At 69.5% G+C, this 21,209-nt stretch carries 18 protein-coding genes; 9 read left to right on the top strand and 9 right to left on the bottom strand.

The genetic code is table 11. The features are described from left to right. The first annotated feature begins 12 nt into the window (after positions 1-12). The 3 genes from AB0J74_RS31730 to AB0J74_RS31720 all read left to right on the top strand — a co-directional run bounded on the left by AB0J74_RS31730 (position 13) and on the right by AB0J74_RS31720 (position 4,208). The gene (locus AB0J74_RS31730) at positions 13-1,368 is read left to right on the top strand and encodes a sugar ABC transporter substrate-binding protein (protein WP_363454517.1); all 1,356 of its coding nucleotides are present in this window, start codon (positions 13-15) and stop codon (positions 1,366-1,368) included. 86 nt (positions 1,369-1,454) lie between these two features. Then, on the top strand, positions 1,455-2,951 hold the full coding sequence (locus AB0J74_RS31725; protein WP_363454515.1) for an alpha-galactosidase: 1,497 nt from the start codon (positions 1,455-1,457) through the stop codon (positions 2,949-2,951). 87 nt (positions 2,952-3,038) lie between these two features. After that, the gene (locus AB0J74_RS31720; RefSeq protein ID WP_363454513.1) at positions 3,039-4,208 is read left to right on the top strand and encodes an ROK family transcriptional regulator; all 1,170 of its coding nucleotides are present in this window, start codon (positions 3,039-3,041) and stop codon (positions 4,206-4,208) included. Positions 4,209-4,253: 45 nt separating this feature from the next. Here the strand turns inward: AB0J74_RS31720 and AB0J74_RS31715 are convergent, their stop codons facing one another. Continuing rightward, the gene (locus AB0J74_RS31715) at positions 4,254-4,823 is read right to left on the bottom strand and encodes a TetR/AcrR family transcriptional regulator (protein ID WP_363454511.1); all 570 of its coding nucleotides are present in this window, start codon (positions 4,821-4,823) and stop codon (positions 4,254-4,256) included. Positions 4,824-4,910: 87 nt separating this feature from the next. Between AB0J74_RS31715 and AB0J74_RS31710 the strand changes: the two genes are divergently transcribed. Both AB0J74_RS31710 and AB0J74_RS31705 read left to right on the top strand, forming a co-directional pair. After that, positions 4,911-5,273, top strand: coding sequence for a DUF4267 domain-containing protein (locus AB0J74_RS31710; protein ID WP_363454509.1), 363 nt, complete (start codon positions 4,911-4,913; stop codon positions 5,271-5,273). Between the two features lie 54 nt (positions 5,274-5,327). Next, positions 5,328-6,542 (top strand): VOC family protein, encoded by a 1,215-nt coding sequence (locus AB0J74_RS31705; protein ID WP_363454507.1) that lies wholly within the window; start codon positions 5,328-5,330, stop codon positions 6,540-6,542. A 172-nt stretch (positions 6,543-6,714) separates the two neighbouring features. On the opposite strand, the gene AB0J74_RS31700 is transcribed toward AB0J74_RS31705, so the two are convergent. Beyond that, a complete protein-coding gene (locus AB0J74_RS31700) occupies positions 6,715-7,416 on the bottom strand; it encodes a DNA alkylation repair protein (RefSeq protein WP_363454505.1) in 702 nt (233 codons plus the stop codon). Between the two features lie 364 nt (positions 7,417-7,780). Further along, positions 7,781-8,503 (bottom strand): SDR family oxidoreductase, encoded by a 723-nt coding sequence (locus AB0J74_RS31695; RefSeq protein WP_363454503.1) that lies wholly within the window; start codon positions 8,501-8,503, stop codon positions 7,781-7,783. A gap of 125 nt (positions 8,504-8,628) precedes the next feature. Here AB0J74_RS31695 and AB0J74_RS31690 point away from each other — a divergent pair, with 125 nt between their 5' ends. Beyond that, entirely contained in the window at positions 8,629-9,474 is an 846-nt protein-coding gene (locus tag AB0J74_RS31690) for a LysR substrate-binding domain-containing protein (protein ID WP_363454501.1), read from the top strand. A gap of 32 nt (positions 9,475-9,506) precedes the next feature. On the opposite strand, the gene AB0J74_RS31685 is transcribed toward AB0J74_RS31690, so the two are convergent. The 3 genes from AB0J74_RS31685 to AB0J74_RS31675 are packed head-to-tail and all read right to left on the bottom strand — an operon-like array spanning position 9,507 to position 11,760. Next, positions 9,507-10,532 (bottom strand): DUF6884 domain-containing protein, encoded by a 1,026-nt coding sequence (locus AB0J74_RS31685; RefSeq protein WP_363454499.1) that lies wholly within the window; start codon positions 10,530-10,532, stop codon positions 9,507-9,509. A gap of 12 nt (positions 10,533-10,544) precedes the next feature. Then, entirely contained in the window at positions 10,545-11,276 is a 732-nt protein-coding gene (locus AB0J74_RS31680; protein ID WP_363454497.1) for a VOC family protein, read from the bottom strand. A gap of 13 nt (positions 11,277-11,289) precedes the next feature. After that, positions 11,290-11,760: an Rrf2 family transcriptional regulator gene (locus tag AB0J74_RS31675; RefSeq protein ID WP_363454495.1), complete on the bottom strand. Its 471-nt coding sequence runs from the start codon at positions 11,758-11,760 to the stop codon at positions 11,290-11,292. An 84-nt stretch (positions 11,761-11,844) separates the two neighbouring features. Here AB0J74_RS31675 and AB0J74_RS31670 point away from each other — a divergent pair, with 84 nt between their 5' ends. After that, positions 11,845-12,594, top strand: coding sequence for an NAD(P)H-binding protein (locus AB0J74_RS31670; protein WP_363454493.1), 750 nt, complete (start codon positions 11,845-11,847; stop codon positions 12,592-12,594). Positions 12,595-12,603: 9 nt separating this feature from the next. Here AB0J74_RS31670 and AB0J74_RS31665 read toward each other — a convergent pair whose 3' ends face one another. Beyond that, a complete protein-coding gene (locus AB0J74_RS31665; RefSeq protein ID WP_363454491.1) occupies positions 12,604-13,047 on the bottom strand; it encodes a hypothetical protein in 444 nt (147 codons plus the stop codon). Positions 13,048-13,175: 128 nt separating this feature from the next. Further along, positions 13,176-15,416 (bottom strand): hypothetical protein, encoded by a 2,241-nt coding sequence (locus AB0J74_RS31660; RefSeq protein WP_363454489.1) that lies wholly within the window; start codon positions 15,414-15,416, stop codon positions 13,176-13,178. Positions 15,417-15,658: 242 nt separating this feature from the next. Here AB0J74_RS31660 and AB0J74_RS31655 point away from each other — a divergent pair, with 242 nt between their 5' ends. Next, a complete protein-coding gene (locus tag AB0J74_RS31655; protein WP_363454487.1) occupies positions 15,659-17,983 on the top strand; it encodes a carbohydrate-binding protein in 2,325 nt (774 codons plus the stop codon). Positions 17,984-18,266: 283 nt separating this feature from the next. Then, positions 18,267-19,994 carry a putative Ig domain-containing protein gene (locus tag AB0J74_RS31650; protein ID WP_363454485.1) on the top strand — a complete coding sequence of 576 codons (1,728 nt, stop codon included), beginning with the start codon at positions 18,267-18,269 and terminating at the stop codon, positions 19,992-19,994. A 70-nt stretch (positions 19,995-20,064) separates the two neighbouring features. Here the strand turns inward: AB0J74_RS31650 and AB0J74_RS31645 are convergent, their stop codons facing one another. Beyond that, positions 20,065-21,156: a LacI family DNA-binding transcriptional regulator gene (locus AB0J74_RS31645; protein ID WP_363454483.1), complete on the bottom strand. Its 1,092-nt coding sequence runs from the start codon at positions 21,154-21,156 to the stop codon at positions 20,065-20,067. Between the last annotated feature and the right edge of the window lie 53 nt (positions 21,157-21,209).

The raw sequence follows: 21,209 nt of genomic DNA, 5'->3' as shown, positions 1-21,209 counted from the left end.
GAAGAGGATGAAATGATCCGGAGATCACGTGCCGGCGCCATGTTCCTGTCGCTGGTCGTCGTGGCCGGGCTCGCCGCCGCCTGCTCCAAGTCGTCGGGCGACGACGCCGGTGGTGAGGCCGTCACCCTGAACTACTGGCTCTGGGACGACAACCAGAAGGCGTCCTACCAGGCCTGCGCCGACGCGTTCCACGCCGACAACCCCAACATCACCGTGAAGATCACGCAGTCGGCCTGGGACCAGTACTGGCAGAACCTGACCACCCAGGTGGCCGCCGGCCAGGCGCCCGACGTGTGGACCAACCAGGGCTCCTACTACCCGCAGTTCGTCACCTCGGGTCAGATCCTCGACCTACAGCCGTTCGTCGACGCCGACAAGGTCGACCTCTCGCAATACCAGGCGGGCCTGGCCGACCTGTTCACCAAGGACGGCAAGCGCTACGGGCTGCCGAAGGACTGGGACACCATGGCGGTGGTCTACAACACCGACCACCTCAAGGCGCAGGGCATCGACGCCGCCAGCCTGAAAGACCTGACCTGGAACCCCACCGACGGCGGCACCTTCGAGCAGGTCATCGCCAAGGCCACCGTCGACACCGCCGGCCACAATGGACTCGACCCGGCGTTCGACAAGACCAAGGTGAAGACGTTCGGCTTCCTCCCCGAGTTCAAGGACGGTTCGCAGGGCCAGAACGGCTGGGGCAACTTCGCCGCGATGCTCGGCTTCACCTACCTCGACAAGAACCCGTGGGGCACCCAGTACAAGTACGACGACCCGCGGCTCGCGCAGGTCATCGACTGGTACAAGAGCCTGATCGAGAAGGGCTACAGCCCGCGGCTCGACAAGGCCTCGACGCTGGCCAACGACGCGCTGCTCAACGCCGGCAAGGGCGCCATGACCATCACCGGCTCCTGGATGATCAACAGCTACCTCGGCGACACCGCGAAGCTGAAGTTCGCGTTCGCGCCGCTGCCGGCCGGTCCGCAGGGCCGCAAGTCGGCGATCAACGGCCTCTCTGACGCGATCTGGGCCGGCACCGAGCACAAGGACGAGGCCTGGAAGTGGGTCAAGTTCCTGGCCTCCGCCGACTGCCAGGACATCGTCGGCGGCAACGCCGTGGTCTTCCCGGCCATCAAGACGGCCAGCGAGAAGGCGCTCGCCGCGCACGAGAGCAAGGGCCGCGACGTGCAGCCGTTCATCGACGAGGCAACCGCGCAGGGCGGCACGTTCTTCCTGCCCATCACCGACCACGGCAGCGAGGTCAGCCAGATCGTGCAGGACGCGATCCAGTCGGCGGTGCTCGGCCAGACCGACTCGGCCACGGCCCTGAAGAAGGCCAACGACCAGGTCAACGCGCTGTTCAAGTAGGGCGCGACCTCCGGAACCGGGTGCGGCGGGCCGCCTCTGACCCGCCGCACCCCCCTGCACCCGCACCTCACCCGCCAAGGAGAAACATGGCACTGCTCATCGAGCTGGCCGGCCGCACCTTCGCCCTCGAACACGACGGCCCCGGCAGCCCGCAAGCAGCCGACGGCGGCCTGGTCCTGCCGCCAGGACGCGTCGCGCTGCTGCACGGACTGGGCGATGCCCTGTTCTACCGGCACGGGCACAACTCCTGGAGCCCGTGCGGATGGCGGCGGCTGACCGAGCCACCGCTGCGGATCGCCAACCCGCAGCGCCGGCTCACCGCCGACGACGACGCCTGGGACGACCCGGCACGGCACCACTCGTCGGCGGTCGCCGCGCTGGACACCGGCGACGGCAACGTCCTGCTCCTCGGCGCGCTCGGGCTGGGCAGCCCGCGCCTGTCGGCCGACCTCGACACCCTTGCCGGCTGGTACGAGCACGGTGCCCACCCCTGGTTCCTGGCCTTCGGGCCGGAAGAGGAGGTGTTCGCGGCGTACACCCGTCAGCTGGCCTCCCGGCTCGGCCGTCGTTCGCGCCGGGCCGGCAACGTCTGGTGCTCCTGGTACGCCTACTACGAGACGATCACCGAACAGCAGCTCGCGGCCGACATCGACGACCTGCGCGGCCTGCCGTTCGATGTCGTCCAGGTCGACGACGGATGGGAGCAGCTGGTCGGCGACTGGCAGCCCAACCAGAAGTTCCCGTCCGGGATGAAGGCGCTGGCCGACCGGATCGCCGACGCGGGCATGACGCCGGGCCTGTGGCTCGCGCCGTTCATCGCGCTGCCCGGGTCGCAGACCGCGCAGCAGAACCCCGCACTGCTGCTGCGCGACGCCCGCGGCGAGCCCGTCATCGCAGGGCACAACTGGGGGACCGGCTATCACGCCCTCGACCTGTCCCGACCGACCACACTGGACTACCTCGGCGAGCTGACCCAGCGGGTGGTGCACGAGTGGGGCTTCAAATACCTGAAGCTCGACTTCATCAATGCCGGGGTGGCCCTCGGCGTACGCGCGGACGACGCGGAGCGCGAGTCGACGTACCGTGCCGCACTGGCCTTGATCCGCGAGGCCGCCGGCGACGACGTCTACCTGCTCGGCAGTGGGGCGATGCTGCTGCCGTCGTTGGGGATCCTGGACGGGCTGCGCAGCGGGCCCGACGTCGCGCCGATGTGGCAGAACTACGCGAGCGACGACCCGTCGGACGCCATGGCCCGCAACGCGGTGGTCAACGCCGTGCACCGGCTGTGGCACCAGCCGCTGGCCGAGGTCGACCCCGACGTCGTCTATTTCCGGAGCCGGCTCAACCTGCTCACCGACCAGCAGTTGGGGTGGCTGCGTGACCTGGCCGACGTCTGCCGCTTCCGGGCCGTCTCGGACCCGCCGAGCTGGCTCACTCCGACGGAGCTCGCCGGCATGCGCGCCTACCTGTCGGCGCGGCCGGAGATCCGCCGGGTGGGGCGCTACGAGTACACGATCGACGGGCGCAAGGCGGACTTCGCCGCCGCGATCACGCCCGGGTCGGGCGCGTACCCGATCTCGTGACGGTCCGTCGGCTTGCGGTTACCCACGCATTTTGTAAAGATTAAAGCGTATTAGGCGGGCACGACCGCAGGAGTCAAAGGGACAGGCGTGACAGAGCTGGCAACAACCGGGACGGACCTGTCGCGACTGCGCGAGCTCAACTCGCTGAGCATCGTGCGTGCGCTGCGCGACCACCCGCCATCGACGGTCACCGAGTTGTCGCAGCGCACCGGCCTGTCCCGTCCCGCCGTCGACGTCATCGCGCAGGGCCTGGTCACCGACGGTTGGGCCCGGGTGCTCGAGCCCGGCGCGAGCAGCGCGGTCGGGCGCCCGGCGCGCCGCTACCAGTTCCACGCCGGCGCCGGCCACGTGCTCGGCGTCGACGTGGGCGTCCACAAGATACTGGCGCTGCTGGCCGATCTCGACGGCAACATCGTGCAGACGGTGCGCCACTCCGTCGATCCCGACGCGGGTCCGCAGGCCCGGCTCGCCGAACTCGACAGTGTCATCGACGCCTGCGTGGCGTCGGCGGGCAAAGTGCCGTCCGACATCTGGGCGGTGACGGTCGCGGTGACCGGCGCGGTCGACGCCTCGGGGCAGACGAGCTTCTTCACGCCGTTGCCCGGTTGGAAGAGCGTCAACCTGGCCAGTCACCTGGGCGTCCGTTTCTCCTGCCCGGTTCTGGTGGAGAACGACTGCAAGCTGGCCGCGTTGGCCGAGCGCTGGAAGGGCGCGGCGAGCGACGCCGACGACATCGTCTATCTGCTGGCTGGCATGCGCAACGGCGCAGGTTTGATCATCGACGGCGTTCTGCGCCGCGGCTTCGGTGGCGCGGCGGGGGAGATCGGTGCGCTCAAGCAGGTTCGTTGGCTCAACGCTCCCGAGCACTTGCAGAACTGTCCCGGCGTCCCGTCGACGGTGGGCCCGGATGACGCCGCGGCGTGGGTGTTCAACGCGGCCCGCTCCGGCAACCGAGCGGCCAAGGCGGCGGTGAACCGTTATGTCAAGGACCTCGCCGTCGGCGCTGCCGCGCTGGTGCTGACGCTGGACCCGCAGGTCGTCATCTTCGGTGGTGGCTTCTCGCGATCGGCGGATCTGGTGCTCGACCCGTTGCGCAACGAACTGCAGCGGTTGTGTCTGCGGATGCCCGAGGTGCGGGCCTCCACGCTCGGAGCCGACTCGGTGGCGCTGGGCGCGCTGAAGCTGTCGCTGCACGAGGTCGACGACCGGCTGTTCAGCGCCGGCCTCTCCGCGCCGGTCGCGCCGCGACGGCAGTGACTGCCCTTCTCTTCCCGCCGGCACGCAGCGCCGTCGGCGGTCCTGTCAGGCGAGCCGGCTGAGCAGCAACGCCAGTCGGCGGTCGTGGTTTTCGCGTGGTAGCCGGCCGCCCCGGGTGAGGGACACGAGGCCGTGCAGGCCGCTCCACAGCACCTCCGCCAGCAGGTCTTCGTTGTCGTCGGCGGCGAAGGGCCGGACGACCTGGCGCAACTCGTCGAAGCCGGCCCGCAGTGCCGCAGGCGTCTCCGGTGTGGCGAACGCCAGGCTCACCGTCTGGTTGAACATCGCGTCATAGAGCGCGGGCCGCTGCTCGGCGAAGGCGACGTAGGCGGCGGCGACGTTGGCCAGGGCCCGCTTCGGGCCGCGGGTCGACGTGCGGGCGGCCCGCATCTCGGCGGCGAGGTCGGCGAACCCGTCCACCGCCACCGCCGCGACGATCGCGTCCATGCCCTTGAAGTGGCTGTAGAGCACCGGCTGGCTGTATTCGACGCGGTCCGCGAGGCGTCGCGTCGTCACCGCCTCCCAGCCCTCGGCCTCGGCGAGCTCGCGGGCCGCCGTCACGATCAACCGCTCCCGCTCGGCCCGCTCGCGCTCCCGGCGCGCGTGTATCGACATGCCCGCCATGCTAGCACCGCTAGCTTGCGTGGCGTCGCTATGTTAGCGTCGACCTGTTCGCTAGCAACGCTAGAATTGGAGACGCTGATGCTCAGCCCCGTCGCGTACACCCTGGCCGTCGTTCTTGACCTGCTGGTCGCCTTTATCGGCGCCCGATTCCTGCTGCGTCCCGAGGCCGCGGCGACCGGATACGGTGTGCCGGCCAGGCCCAGCGCCTACCTGACCGTCAAAGGGCTGCGCGATCTCAGCTACGGCATTCTCGGGCTGGCTCTGATCGCGTTCGTGAGCCCCTATGCCGCGGCCTGGTTCATGCTCGTCGTCGCACTCGTCCCACTCGGCGACACGCTGATCGTGCTGCGCAACGGCGGCACCAGGGCGGTCGCCTTCGGGATCCATTTCGCCACCGCGGTCGTGGTGCTCGTGAGCGCGGCTCTGCTGTTCGCCATCTGAACAGGCACATGCTTGTATGGTTCCCGGCATCGTTCGTGCCCCTAGGGAGTCACGGTGAACGTTCGAGACTGGCGTGTGCTCGACACCGGCCCGGCCGCCTGGTTCGAAGCGGCGTCGTTGACCGCGGGTGCGGTGCTGGTCGGTCGCATCGCCGAGCTGGTGGATGGCGTCGGGGTGCTGGACCTGGACCTGCGACCGGGTGGGGTGCGGGTGCGGCTGAACCGGGCCGATCCGGTGCTGGCCCGATCGATGTCGGTGGCGGCCCGGGATCTGGGGCTGGCCGCAGACCCCGCGGTGCTGCAGAACGTGCGGCTCGTCATCGATGCCGGGGATCGGCCGTCGGTCGGATCGTTCTGGCAGACGGTGCTCGGCTACGAGCCGGTCGGTGCCCGTGTCGGTGCCGGTGACGATGGGCTGGGCGATCCGCTGCGGCGGGATCCGATGGTGTCGTTCCGTGACGGCGTGCGGCGGGCACCGCGTGACCGGATCCATGTCGATGTGGTGCGCACGCCTGACGCCGTCGACGCGGCCCGGGCCGCGATCGGGGGCGCGCCGTCAGGTCCCTACGGAGTGCGGCTCGCCGACCACGACGGCAACGAGGTCGACCTGGTCCCGGGCGACCGACTCACCGACGGGCCGGAGACCGCCGACTGGCGGGTGCTGTTCGGCGCGATGACGTTCTATCCCACCGGCTCGCCGCGGCGGGCCGCGCAGCTCGCGTCGGCCGTCGCGGGTCTGGCCGACGAGGCGGGCCTACCGTTGTCGGTCGACCTGCGACCAGACGGCGTGACGATCGACGGCGGGAAGGATCTGTGGGAAGACCCGGCTGGCGGGGCAATTCCCGGCTTCGTCGACCTGGCCGGCCGGATCCAGCTGGCGGCCCGCGATCTGGGCCTCGCCGCCGACCCGACCCGGCTGCGTTTCGTCCAGTTCGGCATCGACGCGGTCGACGTGGCCGCGGTACGCGCGTTCTGGACGTCGGCGCTCGGCTACGGGCACGACCCGCGCCCGGACGTGACCGACATCGTCGACCCACGCCGGCTCAACCCGGTGCTGTTCTTCCAGGAGATGGACGGGTCCGACCCCGAGCGGCGGCGGCATCGCAACCGCGTCCACATAGAACTCGTCGTCCCGCACGACGCGTCGCAGGCCCACGTCGCGGCGGCGGTGGCCGCCGGCGGACGGGTGGTCGGCGAGGACGCACCGGACCGGCGCACGGTCGCCGACCCGGAGGGCAACGAACTCGACATCGTCTGGTGCGACAACTAGGCGGTCCGCTGCGGTGGCGGCCGCTGCCGCGCTCGTGTGCGGTGGCGCGCCTGGTGCCGCGCTCGGTTGCGGTGGCGCTTGTGCCGCGCTCGGTTGCGGTCCCGGGTCGCCGCGATGCGGAAGTTGAACCACGTCGCCCATCGTTCCCGGAACGAGCCCGGCGGGTCGCCGTTCAGCGGCCCGGCGAGGCGTTCGCTCTGCCAACGGCAGCGCCCTGCCGCGCGACCATCTCGGTGATCCAGATGGGCGCGAACGGTGACGTGCAGCCCGGCTGGGTCGGGTAGTCCCTGAGCACCCCCAGCCGCTCGCCGATCGCGATCGCTCGGGTGCGGTGCTCGGGGTGCTCGATCCCGATCTGGGCCAGGCAGTGGTTCATCGCCCACTGCAGGCGGTCCGGAGCCGTCGCCATCCCCGCCTCGATCACGTCGAGCAACCCGACGAGGTCGAGGCCCGCGGCCTTCTTGGCGACGCGTTCGGTGGTCAGCGCCCAGCCGGCACTCGCGACCACCGGGTCCGGGTCGGCGAACCAGGCCCGGCGGAGCTCTTCGGCGTGCGGGCTCTTCTTCACCACGTAGTTGACCAGCCAGTCGTGCACCTTGGGCGCACGAGCCTGGCGCAACATCAGATCCAGATCGCCACGGTCGTACGCCCTCGGCCGGCAGACCAGGAGCGCCAGCAGCCGCGCCGCCGTGTCGTCGGTCTGCCAGAGCTGAACCGCGAGGTCCTGTTGCGTCTTCAGCCGCTTCGCGACCGCCCGTAGCTTGCCGAGGTTGACACCGTGGTCGTCACCGTGCCGCTCGTTGACCGCGCGGGCCTTCGGATCGTCCAGCTCCGCCAGCTCGGCCAGCACTTCGGCCAGCACCGTCTCCGTCATCTGCCCCTCCTGCCCATGACAGGCTACGCGGCGCGGCCGGCTCAGGCCGTGCCCGCCGATGGTCGCGGCCTGCGCCCCACCCAGCCGCAACGTGACCGCGTCCCGGGAAACACCAGTCCGTCGGTGGTCCCGGGCCACCTGGCGGCGTCGGGCCCAACGGCGGCCTGGTGGTGTCCCGGGAGACCCGGTCCGTGGGTGGTCCCGGGCCACCACCTGGCGGCGTCGAGGCCTAGCCGCGGCCTGGTGGTGTCCCGGGAGATCCGGTCCGTGGGTGGTCCCGGGCCACCTGGCGGCGTAGGGCCCAACCGCGGCCTGGTGGTGTCCCGCGAGACGGCTCGGCGCGTGATGGTCGACCGGACACGATCTAGACGAGCACCGCGCCGCCATCGACGAGGATTGAGGTGCCGGTTGCCATCGGTTGGGTCATGGCGTACAGGTATGCGAGGGCGACGTCGGACGGCTCTCCGACCCGGCCGACCGGCAGTCTGGCGGCGAGGCTCTCGTACATCGTCTGCTCGTCGCTCGGTGACAGGGCCGACCAGAGCGGGCTGCGGGTGACGCCGGGCGCGACGAGGTTGACCCGGATCGGCGCGAGCTCGAGGGCGAGTTGCCTGGTGAGGGCGTCCAACGCGCCGCAGATGCTGGCGCCCAGGGCCCAACCCGGTGCGGGGCGGGCGCCGGCGTTGCCGCCGGTGAGCACGACCGAGCCGCCGTCGCGGATGGCGCCGTCAGCGGTGGCCGCGCGGATCACGCTCAGCGCGCCGAAGTAGCGGGTCTCCCAGAAGCTCCGGGCGATCTCCGGCGTCAGGTCGGCCAGCATCGTGAGCCGCAACGGTTCGCCGGCCGTGTAGACCAGGTGGTCGATCGGCCCGGCGATCTTGACGAGTCCGGCGATCGAGTCCGGGTCGGTGAGGTCGACGGTCGTGCCGACCGCGCGGTCGGGCAGCGTGTCGAGGGCGCGATCGACGTTGTCCTTGTTGCGGGAGGCCACGATCGGGGTCGCCCCCGCCTCGGCGGCCGCCTGGGCGACCCGGAGGCCGAGGCCGGAGGTGCCGCCGACGACCAGAACGCGGGTTCCTTCGAGCATCGTTCATCGACCTTTCGCAGTGTCTGTCTGTGCCGCTCAACGGTCGCGCGGGCCGGGCCGGTCGGCTAATACCTGTTCGTGGCAGAGTTGATACTCGCGAGGTATGAAAGGCGGCGGTCACGCTGTTGGATGATCTTGACCTGCGGAAGGTGCGCTACTTCGTCGCCGTCGCGGAGGAGCTCAACTTCATCCGCGCGGCCGATCGGCTGCACATCGCGCAGCCCGTGCTGACCCGGCAGATAAAGGCGCTGGAGAAGGAACTCGGCGTCGACCTGTTCGTCCGCACCACCCGCGGCACGGCACTGACGCCGGCCGGTGCGGGGTTCGTCGACGACGCCCGGTCGATGCTCCGGTCGGCGGCCGCGGTACAGCGCCGGGTGCGCCAGGCCGCCCGTGGTGGGTCGCGGCTGACCATCGGGTTCATGCCCGGCATCCTGCCGACCGAGACCGTGCGGGCGTTGCGCGAGCGCTTCCCGGACCTGGCCGTCGACGTCGTGCGCACGTCGTGGGACGACCAGGTGGAGATGGTTCTGGACGGGCGGGTCGACGCGAGCTTCGTACGCTTTCCCATCGATCCCCATGGGCTCACGGTGGTCCCGCTCTACACCGAGCCACGGGTGGTCGTGCTGTCCGCCGCGCACCCGCTGGCCGCGCGCGAGACGGTGAGCATCCTCGACCTCGGCCAACTGGAGCTGCTGCAGGACCCCGCCGCCGTGCCCGAGTGGCAGGCCGCCCGGCCTGGACCGCGCCCGCGGACCCGTACTGTCGAAGAAAAGCTCGAGTTGGTGGCCGGCGAACGCGGCGTGGTGATCCTGCCGGAGTCGACGGCACGGTTCTACACACGACCGGACGTGGTCCACCGGCTCGTCGTCGACCTGGCGCCGCAGCAGGTCGCCCTGGCATATGAGGCGGGCCGGACCTCGGTCGAACTGGCGGCCATGGCACAGATCGCACGCGAGCAGCACCCGTAGCGCCGTGTGTGGGCCGAATCCGGCCGCTGTCGTCAGCTGTCGAGCGCCTGTCCATGGTGGACAGAGGCGTAGCGGCTCCGCAGTCGCGTGAGCCGCACCCGGATGGCGGTGCGGGACATGCCTTTGAGGTTGAACGGTGGGTCGAGCGCCTTGAGCACGACCTCCTCCAGCCGGCCAAGGGTGTCGGCAGCCTCGTAGGGGACGGTGACGATCCTCAGGCGGTCACGCATCCAGGTGGAGAGCCGCGCTTCGTCTATGCGGTCGCTCCGGGCCGCGTTGGCCAGGGTCGCGCCCAGGGTGCGGCGGAAGGTGGAGAACTCGTGGTTTCCGCCGAGGTGCATGGTGGCGATGCGCGCCCAGAGCGTGTTCGTGGACCGCTTGCCGCTGGGCCACCGGGTGGCGCCGGCGAGCCCGGCGTAGATCAGCCCCGGCGTGACCGGCAACCCGAGCCCGCGGGACAGGTCGGCGGCGCCGGCGCTGTCGACCCACCAGCTGTAGAGACCCGGAACCCGCAACCCGGCGCCCTGTGTGGCCAGGAATTCGGCCGGACCGACCGCGGCCTCGTGCGACCGCAGCAGATGTACGAAATCGGCCGCGTCGACATAGGACACCTCGATCCTGGGCCCGGTGCTGATGCCGCCCGAGTCGTACCAGTCGAGTCGCTTCCGGAGGCTCAGTCCCCGCAGCGGGTCTAGGAGGGTGGCACCCTTGGCCCGCAACGGCCTTGCGAAGGCGTCGACATAGGACGCCGAGCCGTGCACTTCGACGACGCGTCCGGCCAGCTTGCCGGTCAGGAGGGCGAGACGCTCGACCACCCAGGCGCCCCAGGCGGTGCGATAGCTCGCCGGGGTTTCGGGTAGGTAGCGGTCGTAGGGCGCCAGCCACTCGTCCGGTGCCACGAGACCGTGCTCGGCGGACAGGATGAACCAGGGCACGGCCTGGCGCTCGGCGTACACCCGCTGCCTCTGGAAAAGGGCTCCGACATAGAGGTCGGCCGCGGCGGCCGGCGCGTCGAGCTTGTCCTTGACGCAGGTGACCAGCAACAGGTCGGCGGGCATGGGGTCTCCGGGTCAGGACAGGGCCAGGACGCAGAACTCGTGGCCCTCGGGGTCGGTCAGGCAGGTCCATGGGACGTCGCCCTGGCCCAGGTCGAGGTCGGTGGCGCCCAGGGTGCGTAGCCGGGTCACTTCCGCCGCCTTGTCGTCGCCGGGGTAGGGGAGCAGGTCCAGGTGGACGCGGTCGGGGACGGTCTTGGTGCCGGGCGTGCGGAGGAACTCGAGGCGTGGGCCCGTGGCGGCGCGCAGCACCGCGTGGTTGTCGGTGGCCTCGCGCACCGGCCAGTCGATCGCCTTTCCCCAGAATTGGGCCATGGCCCGCGGATCGACGCAGTCGACCACGACCGCGGCGATGGGGCCGGTGTCCCGATCGGCGTCCCGGGGCTCCAGCACGCAGAACTCGTTGCCCTCCGGGTCGGCCAGGACCGTCCACGGCACGTCGCGCTGGCCCACGTCGACCGGCTTGGCGCCGAGCGCCTCCACCCGCGCGACGAGTGCCGCCTGGTGGGCCGCGGAGGTGGTGGCCAGGTCGAGGTGCAGACGGTTCTTCGTCGGCGTCTTGGCCTCCGGGACGGGAACGATGTCGATGCCGAGGACGACCGGGTCGGGCCAGACCAGGTCGTCGCCGGGGCCCACGTAGGAGGTCTCGCCGCTGAACGCGGTCCAGCCGAGCGCGCCCGCCCAGAACCGGCCGACCGCCGCCGGATCGACGGCTTTGATGTTCACCTGAACGGGGCGCAACGACATGCCGGCGATCGTATTAGGCCGGCCTCAGGCGGGATCGGGTGCGGGCCGGTGCCGTCGCGGGCAGCGTGGCGACGATGTCGGCGAGGGAAACGCTCGCGAGGCTGCGCCGCCATGCGTCGTGGGCGTCGGCCATCTTCTCGGCGAGGACGCAGATGCTCCGGCACTCCTCCGGACGCAGCGCTCCCCGTCCTTGCTGGCGGATCTCGCGGCACTCGTAGGGCGAGGACGTGCCGTCGACCGCCTCCACGATCCGCAGCAGGGTGATCTCGGACGGCGGTCGGGCGAGCCGGAAGCCGCCCCGCGGACCGGTCGTCGCGACCAGCACGCCGGCCTTGACCAGCTCTTGTAGCTGCTTGGCGAGATAGGCCGCCGGCACGTCGAAGTAGGTCGCGAGCTGCGCCGCCGACGCGCTCGCCCCGGGATCGAGCTGCGCCAGCGTCGCGGCGCAATGCAACAACCATTCGGTGCTCACCGGCAGCTTCACCGGACCAGCTTATCCCGGATATTGCGGATCTAATAAGTCCGAGATAGCGTCTCCCCTGGCAACAGACGAGAGGAAAAGATCATCATGCGGATCGCAGTCGCCGGGGCGACCGGGAACATCGGCACGCTCACCGTCGCCGCCCTCGAAACCGAGGGGCACGACGTCGTACGCGTCAGCCGCTCGCTGGGTGTCGACCTGTCAACGGGTGCCGGGCTCGACGAGGCGCTCACCGGCGTCGCGGCGGTCATCGACGTCACCAGCGCGCCGCCCGCCGACCGTGCGGAGACGGTGGCCTACTTCGGCACCGCCACCCGCAACCTGCTCGCCGCCGGGGAGCGGGCCGGCGTCCGGCACCACGTGCTGCTCTCGATCGTCGGGCTCGACCGCATCGAGGGCAACGCGCATTACGCGGGCAAGCGTGAGCAGGAGCGCCTGGTGGCCGCCGGCCCGGTGCCGTGGACGATCGTCCCGGCCACCCAGTTCCACGACTTCGCCGCCATGGTCGCCAGTTGGACCGAGCAGGACGGCGTCGCGCCGATCGCGCCGCTGCTCGTGCAGCCGATCGCGCCGCAGGACGTCGCCCGGGTGCTCGCCGAGGTCGCGGTGGGCGAACCGCGCGGCCGCTACGCCGACGTCGCCGGCCCGGACCCGCAGGACCTGGTCGACATGGCGCGGCGCACCAACGACGCGCGCGGCCACACCGTCAAGCTCGTGCCGTCGTGGTCGGCCATCTTCGACTCGTCGGCGGCCGGCAACGTGTTGCTGCCTGGCGAGGGCGCCCGCGTCATGCCCACCACCTTCGACGAATGGCTCGCGGGGCAGCGCCTGGCGTGACGGCCGCCGTCACTCCGCGACCGTGATGCCGCGCTGGCGTGCCTGCTCGCGGTGTGCCGCGGCGATTGCGTCGACGAACCGGGCGAGCACCTCGTCGGCGGTGAGTTGCCGGGCCAGCACGACCTGGAACGTTTCACGCTCCTCGTGCTCGGCCTCGGCGACGTCGGGCTGGCCGGCCAGCGCCCGCTTGAGATCGTCTTGATCCAGGTCGACGACGACCTTGGCGGTGTCTTCGAGGCCGAGCCCCCACCAGGTGCCGTCTCTGGTCGCCACGGACAGGTAGGAGCAGAGTTCCGCGCGGGGGATCGCCTCCGACTCGATGTCGTCGGCCTCGAAGACGATGGCGAGGAACGTCTGCGGCGCTCGGGCCAGCGCGGCCCGCACCGCCGGCGTCTCGGCCAGCGCGTCTCCGTCGAACTGGTCCCATCCGTCGGAGCTTCGGCGCGGCCGCACGCCAGGTGGGCCATGTCGGCGACGGAACACGGGTCGGCACCTCGCCCTCATCCGGGATGGCGGCAATCGTAACGGTCCTGCCGAGGCCGGGTCGGCACCGCGGCCCCGGCAGGACTGCTGAGGACGTACTAGATCGCGGGGTGGATCGTGAAGGGAATGTTGTTTCTCTTCAGGCAGTCGAGCAGGTCCTGCGGCGGACCGAGGCCGTCGGACTGCGAGAAGATCGGGTGGTCGACCGGCCACTGCTTCGGCACGAAGTGCCAGAGCACTCCGATGATCTGCTTCGCCGCCCTCGGCGGGCGGCCCGGTGCGACGACGGGCCGGTTCCGGTTGAGGTGACCGTCCTGCTCGCACTGCTTCAGGTAGGTGTCCGGGTGGCCCGGTAGGCCGGTCTTGACCTCGTGCAGGAAGTAGCCCTCCACGGTCTCCACCAGGTCGTCGGGTTCGCGGGCCGAGCCGGGCCTGGGCATGTTCGGCATGGGGATCCGACCCTGCTGGTTGCGGAACACCGTGCCCGAGAGCAGGCCGGCCACGAAGTCTTCGCCGTCGGGTGCGTTGCGCAGGAACGGTGTGGGCACGGCACCGGCCACGTGGTTGGCGCTCGAGAGCGCGTCGGCGAGGCGCGGAAGACTCATCCGGGGCATCCGGGCGAGCCGCAGAATGACCTCCTCCGACATCCTGCTGGAGAGCGTGGCGTAGTTGCCGAGCATGATCGCCCGGATCGTGAGCCGCTTGACGCTGTCTGGGATCTTGTCCCACTTGGCGACGAACCGGATGGTCGAGTCGAGCCGGTGCAGGTAGCGCAGCGCGAACTTGGCGGCCTTGCCGGGGATGGCGACGGCGTCACCGCCGTAGGGGATCAGCCCGATGATGCTCAGCCCGGCGCCGACCCAGTCCTGGTGGATGACCCCGGCGATGGTGTCGCGGAGATCGGCGAGCCCACCGAGGATCCAGCCGACGACCGGGACGAAGCTCAGCCCGCCCGAGCAGAGATAGCCCGACAACCAGGCCATCGAGTCACGTGGGCTGAAGTCACCGGCGAAGAACCCGAGCAGGAAATCGCTGACGTACGTCCACTTGCTCACGATTTCGTCGGGGACCGTCGGGTCCAGCCCCTGGTCCTCGATGTGCGCGATCTCGTAGGCGTCGTCGCGCCCGTCGCCGTCGGTGTCGGCGCGCAGCGGGTCGATCTGGTAGTCGAGGGCTTCGACGCCGTCGGAGAGCCCGTCGCCGTCGGTGTCGACCCGCAGCGGGTCGGTCTCCCAGTCGTCTTCCTCGGTGAAGTCCGGCAGCCCGTCGCCGTCGGTGTCGGTGTCGGTCGGAACGGGCACGATGGGTGGCGCGGTGCCGGTGACCGGCGGCGGGGGAGCGTCCGGCACCAACGGGTTGGTGCCCCGGTCGACCTCGGCGCCGTCGCTGACCCCGTCGCCGTCGGTGTCGGCCTCGGTCGGCGAGGTGCCCAGTTCCTGCTCGCGCAGGTTGGTCAGCCCGTCGCCGTCGACGTCTTCGGCGCCGTCCGGCACGCCGTCGTTGTCGGTGTCGAGCCGGCCCGGCATGGTGAAACCGGCAAGTTTCGTGATCTCGAACTTGTCGGTCAGCCCGTCGCTGTCGGAGTCGACGAGCAGCGGGCTGGCACCGAAGACCAGTTCGAGCCCGTCGATCACGCCGTCGGAGTCGTGGTCGCCGTCGTAGGTGATGCCGAGGCGGGTCAGCACGTTGAAGCCGTCGGACCAGGCCTTCTCCGCGTGCACGGTGGCCGGGGTGGGGTTGGCCTTCTCGAGCATCGTGTCGGCCTTGTCGAGGCCGGACCTGGCTGCGTCGAGGTCGCCGAACGCCCCGCTGAGGCCCGGTGGCGCGGGCGCGGGCGGCGGGTTGGCCCGGAACGGCCCGATGGTCGCCTCGGCGTCCTGGATCGCGGCGTCCGACAGCAGCCGGATCGCCGTGAGAATCCTGACCAGGGCCGTGGCGTGGGCCTGCTCGGCCTCGCCGTTGGGCGCGCTCGCGCCGCTCAGCCGGCTCTTGAGGTAGGACGCCAGGTGTTTGAGGTTGTCGAAGGCCGCGCTGCCGTCGCTGGCACCGCGGAAGCGCGCGCCGTCGAAGTAGCGGTTGGCGACGTCGGCGGCCACCGCGTCGACCCGGCTGTCGCCCAGCCCGTCACCCAGATAGGGCCGTACCCCGTCGATGGCCTCCGTGATGGACTGCCGCGCGTCGCGCGTGTAAGCAGTCGTCGGTATCTTCGCGACATCGTCCTGCCATCGAGACGTCTCCTCCGCCGACGCCTCGCCCGCGAACAATGCCAACTGCCCGACGACCGCGACGATCACGGCGGCGGCCAGCGTCCTTCGTCGGAACCGAGCGTGGATACGCATTTACGTACTCCCATTCATCGCTGGGTTGTGACGACGGGAGCGTAGTAAAGATCGCCGCTGCTGTGTGACCGGTCGGCCACGGGCTGTCATGTTCGCGGGATTGCGTCCTGATTGGACGGAGTTACCGCTATCTGGATCAGCGTCCGACTCGGGGAGCAGCCTCGGGCACGTCGAGGATGATTCGGCGGGCGTAGTACGACGTTGTAAAGAACTTCTTTACAACGTCGTAAAGCGACTGTAACGTGGCGCCAACCGTCAGTCATCGGGGGTGCCCCTCTGGACACGTTCGCCCTCCCCTGGCGGTCGCGAGTCAACGAAGGGTAGTGAGAGTCTTGCACCTGACTAAGCGCTTTCGAGGGGCTCTGAAACCGGTCGCGGCTGTCGCGCTCGCTTCGGCGATGGTGCTGAGCATGGCGAGTGTGGCGAGCGCCGACGACGCGGTGGATTTGACTCCCGGTCCGCATGTCATCGCGGATCCGAACTCGCCGACGGGTTACACGGGGCATTTCGTGTATTACAACCCGACTGCCACGAGTGTGCGGTTCGCTGCTGACATTCTGCTGCGCAACTGGGCCGACCAGACCGATACGACGGTCTACCAGCCGCAGCAGTACCGTCCCGGGCTGATGCGCGGCGCCGGCGCGTATGACGTGCAGATGACCAATGCCGGCAACGGCTACTGGGTCACCGACGTGCCCTTGGCCGCGGGCCCTAACCAGTACTGGTTCTACGTGAACAACAACACCAGCCTCTGGGTGGCCGACCCGGCGAACTCCCCCATCTATGCCCCGGACGGTCTGACGGGTACCGCCCGGCGCGCCTTCAACCGGGTCAACGTGCCGTACGACGCCGCGAAGCAGGATTACGCGCCGCTGGCCGAGCGGGTGATCGCGAACCCGCGGCCGGACACCCCGAAGGGCACCTGGAGCTATGTGCCGATCCAGATCGGCACGACCACCCGGACCCTGGGCGTCTACCTGCCGCCGGGATACGACCCCGACCGGGCCGAGCCGTACAAGACGATCTACCTGCAGCACGGCAGCGGTCAGGACCAGTCCGACTGGATGAACATCGGCAGCGTGCCGGTCATCATGGACAATCTGATCGCCGACGGGCAGACCGAACCCGCGATCATCGTGACGACGAATTCCCAGTACCTGGGTGCCTCGCCGTACACGACCAACCTCGAAGGCATCGTCATCCCGTTCGTCGAGAGCCACTACAACGTCTCGAAGGACCGGATGGACAGGGCGTTCGCCGGCCTGTCGATGGGCGCGTCGATGACGATCAACATCATCAACAACAACCCGCTGCGCTTCGGCTACTACGGCGCCTTCAGCTGGACCCCGCCGCCGCGCACGACCACCGCGAACATCAAGCAGGCCTACATCTACTTGGGCTGCGGTGCGTGGGACAACCTCAACCTCTGCGTGACCCAGGCGCAGCTCAACGCGCTGAACGGTCTCGTCAACTACAAGTTCGACAAGATCGCGGGTGGCCACGACTTCAACGCCTGGCCGCAGCTCTTCGCGAATTTCGCCAGGAACTACGTGTGGCAGCGAGGGGCGTTCGTCAACGGCGCCCCGGTGTTCGCCGCCGGCGACGAGTCGCAGTCGGTCGACGAGGGCCGGGAGCTGTCGTTCGGCGTCGAGGCGACGGATCCCGATGGGGACGCGCTGACCTACTCGGCCAGCGGACTGCCGGTGGGCGCCAGCTTCGATCCGGCAACTCGGCAGTTCTCCTGGACTCCCGGTTTCACGCAGGCGGGCACCTACCCGGTCACCTTCACCGCCAGCGACGGGACGAAGTCCTACAGCCTGTCGGCCAGCAAAGAGGTCACCATCACGGTCCGCGACATGCCCGCGCCGGTGGCCGAGACGGCGCCGTCCATCAGCGGCCCCGCCGAGGTGAACGCGGTCCTGACCGCCGTGCCTGGCACCTGGGACGTGGACGGCACCACGTTCGGCTACCAGTGGTCGGTGGATGGCCAGGCCATCGCCGGTGCCACCAGCGCCAAGTTGGTGGTGACGCCGGATCTTTCCGGCAAAGCGGTCGCGGTCACCGTCACAGCGAGCGCTGCCGGTCGGCCGGACGGCAGCGCCACGTCGGAGCCGGTGACCATCAAGACGATCGCCGCCTGGCAGTCGACGGCCGCCTACAACACCGGTGATCTGGTCATCAACAACGGAAAGCTCTACAAGGCCAGCTGGTGGACGCGGAACCAGGCGCCGGGCGATCCGTTCGGGCCGTGGCAGGAGCTGGCGGTCACGGCGGACGGATCGACGGCGTGGACGGCGTCGCGAACCTTCAACGCCGGCGACCAGGCCTACTACCAGGGCAGGCTGTATCGGGCCCAGTGGTGGACCCGCAATCAGACTCCTGGTGACCCGAACGGGCCGTGGACCGAGGTCGTGACCACGCCCGCTGGCGCGCCCAACTGGACCGCTACCACGATTTACCACGCCGGTGACAAGGTCACCTATCAAGGCCAGGTCTACCAGGCTCGATGGTGGACACGAAATGTGACGCCGGGGGTCCTCAGTGGCCCCTGGACGCTGATCTCGTAGCCGTTCCATATCGAAATGAGAGCCGGGGTCGATGTATTCGGCCCCGGCTAGTTCGACGTTTTTATAAAGGCCAGATCGGGTGTTGTAAATACTGTCTTTACAACGTCGTAAATCGACGATAGCTTTGGTCTCGGGCGCCGTTTGGCGCTCACCGGCCGTTCAAGGAGGAACGTTGATACGCGTTCTGCAATTGCGGAGACGACCCGGAGGGGACTCGGGCAATCGCGCCTTGGTCCGCAAGTCGGTCGCGGCTGTCGCGCTAGCTTCGGCGATGGTGCTGAGCATGTCGGGCGTGGCGCATGCCGAGGACGGGGTCTCCCTGACGCCTGGTCCGCATGTCATCGCGGATCCGAGCTCGCCGACGGGTTACACGGGGCACTTCGTCTACTACAACCCGACGGCAACCAGTGTCCGGTTCGTCGGGGACATGCTGCTGCGCAACTGGGCGGACCCCACGGACACCACGGTCTACCAGCCGCAGCAGTACCGGCCCGGCATGATGCGCGGCGGCGGCGGCTACGACGTGCCGATGACGAACGCGGGCGACGGTTACTGGGTGACCGACGTGCCCCTGGCCGCGGGCGCGAACCAGTACTGGTTCTATGTGGACAACAACACGAGCCTGTGGGTGACGGACCCGGCGAACTCGCCGATCTACGCCCCGGACGGCCTGACGGGCACTGCCCGACGCGCGTTCAACAAGGTCTTCGTGCCTTACGACGCGGAGAAGCAGAACTTCGCGCCGTTGGCCGCGCGGCAGATCGAGCTCTACCGGCCGAACGCTCCGCACGGCACGTGGAGCTACGTGCCGATCCAGATCGGCACGACCTCGCGGACGGTGGGCGTCTACGTCCCGCCCGGTTACGACCCTGACCGGGCCGAGCCGTACAAGACGATCTACATGCAGCACGGCGGCGGCCAGGACCAGTCCGACTGGATGAACATGGGCGACGTGCCCGTCATCATGGACAACCTGCTCCAGGACGGACTTACCGAGCCCGCGGTCGTCATCACGACGAACACGAACTACCTCGGCAGTTCCGCACAGGGTTACCCCAACCTGCGCGACGTCGTGATCCCGTTCGTCGAGAGCAACTACCACGTCTCGACGCAGGCGAAGGACCGGGCGTTCGCCGGTCTGTCGGCGGGTGCGGCGGTCACCTCCAACCTCATCAACTTCGACGCGACGAAGTTCGGCTACTACGGGGTGTGGAGCGGTGGCGTCGGCGTCCGCAATACCACGCCGAACCTCGGCGTGCCCTACATCCTCTTCGGCGGCGGGGCATGGGACTTCGGGTTGCCCAACCCGAGCCAGGTGGCCGCACTGACCAACGCGAACGTGAAGAACGTCGTGGTCGCCGGTGCCCACGACTTCAACACCTGGAACCAGCTGTTCACCACATTCGCGCGCGACTACCTGTGGCAGCGGGGTGCGTTCGTCAACGGCGCTCCGGTGTTCGCCGCCGGCGGTGAGTCGCAGTCGGTCGACGAGAACCGCAAGCTGACGTTCACCGTCGCGGCGACCGATCCTGATGGTGACGCGCTTACGTACTCGGCCGATGGCCTGCCGGCGGGTGCGACCTTCGACCCGGCGACGCGGGAGTTCTCGTGGACTCCTGGCTACAACCAGGCGGGCACCTACACGGTCACCTTCAAGGCCAGCGACGGCACGAAGTCATACAGCCTGTCGGGGACCAAGCAGGTGACGATCACGGTGCGGGACGTGCCGGCCTGGAGTTCGTCCACGGTATACACGGAGGGCAACCAGGTGAGCTATCACGGCTCGACCTGGCTGGCTTCGTGGTGGACGCGGAACCAGGCGCCGGGCGATCCCTACGGACCGTGGCAGGAGATGCTGGTCGACGGTGACGGCACCGCGATCTGGACGCCGACGCGGATCTTCCTGAGCGGCGATGTCGTGGTCTACCAGGGCAAGCGCTACGTGGCGCAGTGGTGGACCCGCAACCAGTCGCCCGAGACACCTTACGGACCTTGGCGGCTCGCGTCCTAACCAACCCGTAAGGAACCGGCCGCGTCACCGAGAGGTGGCGCGGCCGGTCTGGTTTCTCGACGTCAGCTAGTCATCCGCCATGGACGGCAGGGTGCTCCGCCAACACCGACGGACTCACGGCCGACGCGATGCCCGGCTCCGGATCCACGAATCCCGTGGACTCACGCGCCGCGACCCGGAAGTCGGCAAGGATCTGCCGCGGCGGTGCCGGGTCGCCCTTCTCGTTGATCCGCTCGATCAGGAGGTCGACAGCGACCTCCGCGATCTGGTCCCGACCCGGATCGACGCTCGACATCGACGGGACCGAGAAGCGCGCCTCGTCGATGTTGTCGAGCCCGATCAACGCGACGTCTTCCGGCACGCGAACGCCCGCCTGTCCCAGCGTCCGCAGCGCGCCGAGCCCGAGCGTGTCGTTGAAGGTGAAGACGGCGTCGAACTCGACGCCGTCGGCCAGGAGGTCGCGCATGGCGGCGGCGCCGTTCTCGCGATGCCACGGGGCGGCGACCCGCACGAGTGCCGGGTCGTAGGGAATGCCGGCTGCGGCCAGGGCCTCCCGGTAGCCGCGTACGCGAAGGTTGGCGGACCGGATGTCGTCTGGATGGGTCGGGTGCGCGCCGATCACCGCGATGCGCCGGCGGCCGATTTCCAGCAGGTGCTCGGTGGCCACGCGGGCCGATCCCACGTTGTGCATCGTGACGTGGTCGGTGGGGCCGTCGAACATCCGCTCGCCGAGCAGCACCAGCGGGAACGGCACCCGCAGCAGCGCGATGTCGTCCTGACCGAGCTGCTCGGGACTGAACAGGATCCCATCGGTCAGCCGCAGCCGGTGTCCGGCCAGCACCTCGATCTCGCCTTCCCGCGTGGCGCCCGTCTGGTCGACGAGCACCGCCACGTTGCGCCGCTCGGCCGCACGGATGACGGCGTCCGCGAGTTCGGCGAAGTAGTTCTGCCGCAGCTCCGGGATCGCGAGCCCGATGACCCCGGTCTTCCCTGAACGCAGCCCGCGGGCCGAGAGATTGGGGCGGTAGTCGAGCGCCTCGATCGCCGAGCGCACCCGTTCGCGGGTCGCGTCGCGCACGTATGGATAGTCGTTGATGACGTTCGAAACCGTCTTGACCGATACCCCGGCGACGCGCGCGACGTCGTGCATGGTGGCGGCCATTGGAATCTCCCTCATCGCGCGGCGCCCGCAGAGAAGCGGTCTTGAAAGAGTGT

This window comes from Asanoa sp. NPDC049573 (assembly GCF_040676615.1).
Taxonomy (GTDB): domain Bacteria; phylum Actinomycetota; class Actinomycetes; order Mycobacteriales; family Micromonosporaceae; genus Asanoa.
Note: the sequence above shows the minus strand (reverse complement) of the source record. Positions and strands in the feature narration are given on the sequence as shown.